Source organism: Myxococcota bacterium, assembly GCA_035498015.1.
Classification (GTDB): domain Bacteria; phylum Myxococcota_A; class UBA9160; order SZUA-336; family SZUA-336; genus VGRW01.
Genome location: DATKAO010000232.1, coordinates 24,284 through 31,353, shown reverse-complemented (window position 1 = coordinate 31,353; position 7,070 = coordinate 24,284). Strand labels below are relative to the sequence as shown.

At 68.0% G+C, this 7,070-nt stretch carries 7 protein-coding genes; 3 read left to right on the top strand and 4 right to left on the bottom strand.

The genetic code is table 11. From position 1 onward, the window contains the following. Nucleotides 1-91: 91 nt before the first annotated feature. A complete protein-coding gene (locus tag VMR86_20615; GenBank protein ID HTO09466.1) occupies nucleotides 92-1,240 on the bottom strand; it encodes an energy transducer TonB in 1,149 nt (382 codons plus the stop codon). Between the two features lie 413 nt (nucleotides 1,241-1,653). Here VMR86_20615 and VMR86_20610 point away from each other — a divergent pair, with 413 nt between their 5' ends. The 3 genes from VMR86_20610 to VMR86_20600 all read left to right on the top strand — a co-directional run bounded on the left by VMR86_20610 (nucleotide 1,654) and on the right by VMR86_20600 (nucleotide 3,323). Next, on the top strand, nucleotides 1,654-2,376 hold the full coding sequence (locus VMR86_20610; protein HTO09465.1) for a MotA/TolQ/ExbB proton channel family protein: 723 nt from the start codon (nucleotides 1,654-1,656) through the stop codon (nucleotides 2,374-2,376). Then, nucleotides 2,354-2,791 (top strand): biopolymer transporter ExbD, encoded by a 438-nt coding sequence (locus VMR86_20605; protein HTO09464.1) that lies wholly within the window; start codon nucleotides 2,354-2,356, stop codon nucleotides 2,789-2,791. The genes VMR86_20610 and VMR86_20605 overlap by 23 nt, the downstream gene beginning before the upstream one ends. A gap of 112 nt (nucleotides 2,792-2,903) precedes the next feature. After that, nucleotides 2,904-3,323, top strand: coding sequence for a DoxX family protein (locus VMR86_20600; GenBank protein HTO09463.1), 420 nt, complete (start codon nucleotides 2,904-2,906; stop codon nucleotides 3,321-3,323). On the opposite strand, the gene VMR86_20595 is transcribed toward VMR86_20600, so the two are convergent. From VMR86_20595 to VMR86_20585, 3 genes are all read right to left on the bottom strand, one after another. Continuing rightward, nucleotides 3,280-4,257, bottom strand: coding sequence for a M28 family peptidase (locus VMR86_20595; GenBank protein ID HTO09462.1), 978 nt, complete (start codon nucleotides 4,255-4,257; stop codon nucleotides 3,280-3,282). The two genes, VMR86_20600 and VMR86_20595, sit on opposite strands and share 44 nt — an antisense overlap. A gap of 17 nt (nucleotides 4,258-4,274) precedes the next feature. Continuing rightward, nucleotides 4,275-5,582, bottom strand: a complete 1,308-nt coding sequence (locus VMR86_20590) for a DUF1329 domain-containing protein (GenBank protein ID HTO09461.1) — start codon at nucleotides 5,580-5,582, stop codon at nucleotides 4,275-4,277. Between the two features lie 111 nt (nucleotides 5,583-5,693). Further along, nucleotides 5,694-7,040: a DUF1329 domain-containing protein gene (locus tag VMR86_20585; GenBank protein HTO09460.1), complete on the bottom strand. Its 1,347-nt coding sequence runs from the start codon at nucleotides 7,038-7,040 to the stop codon at nucleotides 5,694-5,696. Between the last annotated feature and the right edge of the window lie 30 nt (nucleotides 7,041-7,070).

Here is a 7,070-nt window from a genome sequence, read left to right as displayed (position 1 = left end):
CTGGGGCGCGGGCTGCTGCGCCTGCGCGCGCGCCGAGTCACTCACGCCGAATGCGAACGCCGCCGCGAGACAGGCGAGGACCGCGCGCATCCTAGTTCGTCGCGCTGGGGACCGTGAAGGTCCCCTTCAGCCCCTGGCGCGCGAGACAGCGTACGCGGTCGGGCATGGCCGCGAACGGCGCCGCCGAGCGCAGGGCCTCGAGCGCCGTCGCGCCGACGCCCGCGTCGCTCGCCATCTCGAGCTCGGAGCTCATCACGGAGCCGCTCGCGTCGAGCTTGAACTTCAACAGCACCTTCTGCCCGCTGGGCGCGTCGCCCGGCAGATTCCAGCGCTGGTACATGCGCGAGCGCACCTGCTCGAGGTAGCTCGAGACTTCGGGGCGCTTGAGACAGTCGTCGAGCGGCACGCCGCCTTCGCCGCCCGTGCCGTTCCCGCCCTCGCCGCGCAGGAAGCCCGTGCCCACCTTGGTGTTCACGTTGGCCAGCGGCGCGCCGTCGGGCACGCCGAGCACGTCGCGGCCGCTGGCGATGCCTTCGCGCACCGAGGAGCCGTTGCCCAGATTGACCGCCGAGCCCGTGCCCGTGGTGTTGCCCTGCGCCACCACCTGCTTCGGCCCCGCCGACGCGCCGGTGGGGAGCGCCGCGTTGGTCTGCCCGCGCAGCGCGGGTGCCGCCGCCGCGCCGAGGTCGATCTTCGCGACCTGCGCCGTGGCGACTGAGTCGATCGCGGTCGCGCGCTCGGCCACCACGGTGGCGTGCGCGATGTCCTTGGGCGCGACCACGGCCGCGACCTCGTTCATCTGGATCTTCTGCGCGGCGACCGAAGGCGCAGCCTGCTGGATCACCGTGGGGTTGATGATCGAGGGGGCGACGGCCTGGGCCTGCGGCTTGAAGTCGAGCGATTTGCGCTCGGCCAGCGCCTTGGGCGCGGGCGCCGGCGCGGGCTGCTCGGGCTTCTTCGCCTCGGGCGGCGGCTCCGGCTCGGGCGGCGGGGGCGGAGGCGGCGGCGCCGCTTCCTTCACGATCTGCACCGGCAGGATCTCTTCGCGGATCGCGGGGAACCACCACGCCAGCGACAACAGGAGCAGGAACAGCAGCGCGTGGACGCAGAACGAGATCGCGCCGCCGCGCGCGTTGTCCGCGGCGACGTTCCCGATGTCGAAATTCATGCCCGGGAACGGCTCGCGCTTGGCTGCGGGCGTGCCGGGGCGGAACGCCGCGCCGATGCGGCGGGTGCGCATCGGATGCGCTCGGGGTCGCCGGCGCTGGATTCGCAAGGGCTGAGTCATCTGTTCGAGCGCGCTCCTGGGTTTCGTGGTCCTGCCACCTTCCCCGGTGTCGCCGCCACTACGTCCGTGTCCCTGCTCGACGGATCGCTGCACGCTCATGAGGCGGCAAGTGCTTGCCGATGTCTCTCATCGGAATGCGCAGGCGGTCGCTCAAGCGGACGGCTGCGCCTTGGACGCGTGCCCGAAAGGGCCGATTCGGCGCGGTTTTTAGCAAGGAAAGCGACCGGATGCTAGGCGAGCCCAGGGGCGCCAGTCAACGCGCGACGAGCCGACCGAAGCCTGCGATCCGGCGGGCGATCGGATAGCCTCCCGACTCCTCTATCGAAACTGAAGGGACCACCGTGGATCCAGCGACACAAGCCGCCATGACCGCCGCCGCGGGCGCGCAATCGACCTTCGATGCGGCTGCCGTTCTGCACATGCTGTGGCAGGGGCGCCTCACCGTCATCCCGCTCGTCGGGTGCTCGTTCATCGCGATCGCAATCGTGTTCGCGCAGGTGTTCCGGCTGCGGGGCATCGACAAGCGCAGCCGCGAGCTCACGCGCTCGGTGGTCGACGCGATCGTGAAGCACGACATCGTGACCGCGCGCTCGCTCTGTGAGTCGGGCAAGACACCGCTCGCAGGCATCTTCCTGGAAGGCCTCCGCTGGCGGAACATCGCGCTCGAGGACTTGAACGCCGTGCTCGCGACCTCGCGCGCCGAGGCGATCACCGAGCTGAAGCGCGGGCTGTGGGTGCTGGGCACGATCGGATCGCTGGCTCCGTTCATCGGCCTGTTCGGCACGGTGTGGGGCATCCTGCGCTCCTTCCACGACATGGCGACGCAGGGCTCGGGCGGCTTCGCGGTCGTGGCCTCGGGTATCTCGGAAGCGCTGGTCGCGACCGCGGCCGGCCTCCTGGTCGCGATCATCGCGCTCGCGTTCTTCAACTGGCTGCAGGTGCGCAACAACGCGGTGAGCGGCCTGTTCTCGCGCTCGTGCGAGCGGCTGGTGCAGGCGCTCTTGTACGTGGAATCGGCGAGCCCGGCCCCGTCGTACGAGGACGAGAAGCCCTCGGAGGTGCGGCATGGCCGCCCGCTCCCTGCCTAGCGGAGACGACGAAGGCGGCGAGGGCATCGTCGCCGAGATCAACATCACGCCGCTGACCGACATCTTCCTCGTGCTGCTGATCATCTTCATGGTCACGACCAGCGTGATCTCGAACCAGGGCAAAGAGGTCGACCTGCCGAACTCCGCCGTGGCGTCGTCGACACCGACCGGTGTCTCGGTCACGGTGACTTCGGAGGGCGAGATCGAGGTCGACGGCAAGGCCGTGAGTGAGAAGGAGCTGCCGGCCCGGCTGAAGGCCGCGCTCGACGCCGCGAAGGACAAGATCGTGATCCTGCGCGGCGACAAGAAGGTGCTGCTCGGCCAGGCCGTGAACATCCTCGACCTGGCGCAGGAAGCCGGCGCCAAGGGCATCGCGCTCGCGACCAAGCCACCCGCGCCCGGCGAGAAGTCCTGACTTAGCGCGGTACGCGCGCGGGCGGCCGCGCGCTCGCGCCTCCGCTCGGCTGTGCCTCGCTGCGCGCCCTTCGGGCTTGCGGCGTAGAATCCAGTACGAGGGAGGGCTGGGTGTGTCGATCGTCAAGCGCGTCCTGTTGTATCTCCAGGCGGCGTTCTATCTGTTCGGTGGGACCATGCATTTCCTGCGGGCGGACGCCTATCTGCCCATGATGCCGGACTATCTCCCGGCGCACGCGGAGCTCGTGTTCCTCTCCGGCGTGGCCGAGGTACTGTGCGGGCTGGGTCTGCTCTTGCCGCAGACGCGGCGGCTGGCGGCGTGGGGCACGATCGCGCTCTTGATCGCCGTCTTCCCCGCGAACATCCACGTGGCGCTGCACAACGTGCCGCTGTTCGGCGCGACCGAGGGCGCGGGGGCGCTCAACTGGGTGCGCCTCCCCTTCCAGGCCGTGCTGATGCTCTGGGCGGGGTGGTACACGGGTGAGTCCGTCACTCGGCAGCGAGCGCCTGAACCGCTGAGTGCACCGCGCTGACCACGCGGGCCAGGCGCGCGTAGTCGAGCGTTTCGGGTGTGTCCGTCGCCTCGTGGTAGTTCGGGTTCCGATAGAACGAGGTGTCGGTGACCATCAGTGCGGGGAAGCCCTGCTCCCAGTAGCTGCGGTGGTCGGAGAAGTCGATGCCCGTGAGCCACTGCGGCGCGTTGATCGATTCGACGGGTACGGTGCCGGCTGCGCGCATGGCGCGCTTCACGCTGCGCGTGAGTGAGCCCTGCCCCAGGTTCCCGACCAGCGCGATGAAGTCACCGCGCGAGGGATAGAGCGCGCCGAAGAGCGCGCTCGGGAAGCCCTGACTGTCGGGCGCGTCGCTGAAGTAGCCGAGCATTTCCAGCGAGAGCATGGCGCGCACGTGCACGCCGGCGGCGGCGAGCGCAGCCGCGTGGTGGGCGCTGCCCATATGCGGGGTCGCGAAGTACGGCGGCTCCTCGAGTGAATAGGCCACCAGCTCCACGGCCGTGCGCGGCGGCGCGCGGCCCAGCATGCGCGCGAGCTCGAGCAGGCCGGCGACGCCGCTCGCGTTGTCGTCGGCGCCCGGCAGCGGGTCGCACACGTCGTAGTGCGCGCCGACCACGACCCGCTCCGAAGACTCCGGACCGAAGCGCGCGAGCACGTTGCGGTAGGTCTCGCCGTCGGTCACCCAGGTCTGCTCGCTGACTCGCCCGCCCGCGGCCGCGAGCTCCGCGTCGATCCACGCCGCGGCCGCGTCGAGGTTCGCCACGTGACTCGCATCGCGCGGGTGGAAGCGCTCGGCCAGCATCCGCACCGAAGCCTCGAGCCGCGCCGGATCGGCGGGCGGCGCGCTGGCCGCGCCGCCCGGGATCACCGGCTCCGTCACCACGCACGCCGCGACCAGCGCCGCGGTCGCGAACAGGCCCAGGTCGACCCACAGCACGAAGGGCAGTGTCTTCACGTCCTGAAGATAGTCTGCTAGCGCCCCTTGTTCAGCCGCCCGATGTCGATGTAGCGCCGCACCTTGCCCTTGGTGTCGTAGGGCACGCCTTCGTTGTTCCAGAACTCGATGCGGTTGCCGGTGCCGGTCTGCACGTTCACGATGATGTCCGAGACCACGCGCAGGTCCTTGGGCTGGCTGACTCCCTCCCAACCCGGATACCACACGCCGTCGGCGGCCTTGGGGTCCTTGTTGGCCTTGCCGTCCCAGTCCTCGCTGTAGCGGTGGTTGTGCCAGATCACCTTCCACAGCTCTTGCTTTCGGTCGTAGGCGAAGCTGTACAGCGGCTCGTAGGTGTCCTGGTCGATGTAGATGTCCTTGTGGTGGTACGGGTGGTCCTCGTTCTTGGGCGTGAAGCGCACGATCCAGGCCTTGCGCAGCTCCCAGCGGTCACTGGCGTAGGAGAAGCCGTAGGGGCCGAAGTTGTAGGTGTCGGTGTACGGGTAGGCGAGTGACTTGGTGTTCGTGGGCGCGATCACGAGCTTCTCGCCGAGACACTGCCACTTGTACTGGGGCGGAATGCCCGAGAAGCTGCGCAGGTCGTCGAGCGTGAAGTCGGTGCCCTGCACCGAGTCGGTGCGCTGCGCCGACGAGATACGCCGCACGCGGCGCAGGTCGGGCACGTAGACCCAGGTGTCGTCGTTCTTGGCCTTGGCCAGCGGCGCGTCGGCGCTCTTGTAGCGGTAGGTCAGCACCTGGATGCCGCGCGCGTCGAACGGCGCTTCGACCTCGATGCCGAAGGCGTTCGAGCGCTTCTCGTTGGCGAAGATGTCGCCCTCGTTCTCGGCGTACTGCGGCTCGACGCGGTTCGAGAGCAGGATCGTCTTCGACGTGCCCTCGTAGTACAACGGGAGCTGCTCACCGCGGTCCCAGTAGGTGTACGACCAGCTCGCGGCCGCGCCGTCGCCGTTCCAGCTCTTGTTGAAGTTCCAGATGATCTTCGTGCCCGCCTCGGGATCGCCCTTGCAGTCGATCGCGGGGTTCGGGAAGGGCTGGCCCGCGACGTAGCCCTCGAGCGAGCCGTCCTCGCCGAGCTTGGCCTTGCCCGCGTTCGTGTCGGTTGCAGTCACGTAGGCGTCGGCGGCGCCGTACTTCCGCAGGCTCGGGCCGATCACGAGCTGCATGCCCTCGTAGAAGAAGAACTCGCGGTTGTCCCAGAACTGCGGGGGGAGATAGTCCTTGAGCTTGTCGACCTCTGCGAAGGAGATCACGTCTCCTTCCTTGAACGGCGTGGTCGGAAGGACGTCCTGAGGGCCCTTCTCCCCCGCGAACGCCGGCTCTGCCACGAGCGCGAGCCCTAGAAGCCAGGCGAACCTTCGCATTGCAGTCACCTCCGGCCCGAATGGGTCGGAGAGTGCTACGCGCAGGCGCACGATGCGGATGCAGCCGCGCGATTTCTACTGCCGGCCGCGGTTCAGCCGGCCGATGTCGATGTAGTTCCGGATCTTCCCTCTCGAGCTGTACGGCGTGCCCTCGCTGTCCCAGAACTCGATGCGGTTCCCGGTCCCCGTCTGGACGTTCACGATGATGTCCGAGATCACGCGCAGGTCATCCGGCTTCGGGACCCCTTCCCAGCCCGGGTACCAGATGCCGTCCGGCGCCTTGGGATCCTTGTTCACCTTCCCGTCCCAGTCTTCGCTGTAGCGGTGGTTGTGCCAGATGATCTTCCACAGCTCCTGCTTGCGGTCGTAGGCGAAGCTGTACAACGGCTCGTAGGTCTCCTTGTCGATGTAGATGTCCTTGTGGCTGTACGGGTGGTCGTCGTTCTTCGGGACGAAGCGGACGATCCAGGCGTCGCGCAGCTCCCAGCGGTCACCGGCGAAGGAGAAGCCGTACGGCCCGAAGTTGTAGGTGTCGGTGTACGGATACGCGAGTGATGCGGTGTTCATGGGCGCGATCACTTTCTTCTCGCCCAGACACCGCCACTTGTACTGCGGCGGAATGCCCGAGAAGCTGCGCAGGTCATCCATGGTGAAATCCGTGCCCTGCACCGAATCACTGCGCTGCGCAGAGGAGATGCGCCGCACGCGGCGCAGGTCCGGCACGTACACCCAGGTGTCGTCGTTCTTGGCCTGGGCCAGCGGACCGTCGGCGCTCTTGTAGCGGTAGGTCAGCACCTGGATGCCGCGCGCGTCGAAGGGCGCCTCGACCTCGATGCCGAACGCGCCGAGTCTCTTCTCGTTCGCGAAGATGTCTCCGTCGTGCTCCGCGTACTGCGGCTCGACCCGCTCGGCGAGCGCGATCACCTTGGCGGTACCCTCGTAGTAGAGAGGAAGCTGCTCCCCTCGGTCCCAGTACGTGTAGCTCCACTCCGAGGCGGCGCCGTCGCCGTTCCAGGCCTTGTTGAAGTTCCAGATGACCTTGGTTCCAGAGTCCGGGTCACCCTTGCAGTCGATCGAGTCTGTCGCGAACGGTTGGCCAGCGTGGTAGTTCTCGAGTGAGCCGTCGGGGCCGATTCTCGCTTGTGCTTTGTACTTGTTACTGGCCGCGACGTAGGCATCGGCGGCGCCGTACTTGCGCTCGGTGGGCCCGATCGCGAGCTGCATGCCCTGGTAGAAGAAGTAGTCGCGGTTCTCCCAGAACTCCGGCGGAAGGTAATCCTTGAGCTTCTCGATCTGATCGAAGGAGATCACGTCTCCCGGCTTGAACGGCGCGTTCGGAAGCACGTCCTGCGAACTCTGCTCCGCGGCGAGTGCGGGCTGTGTCGCGAGCAGGAACCCGAGGACGCAAGCGAGCTTTCGCATTGCGGTTCACCTCTGGCACTGTCGGTGGCC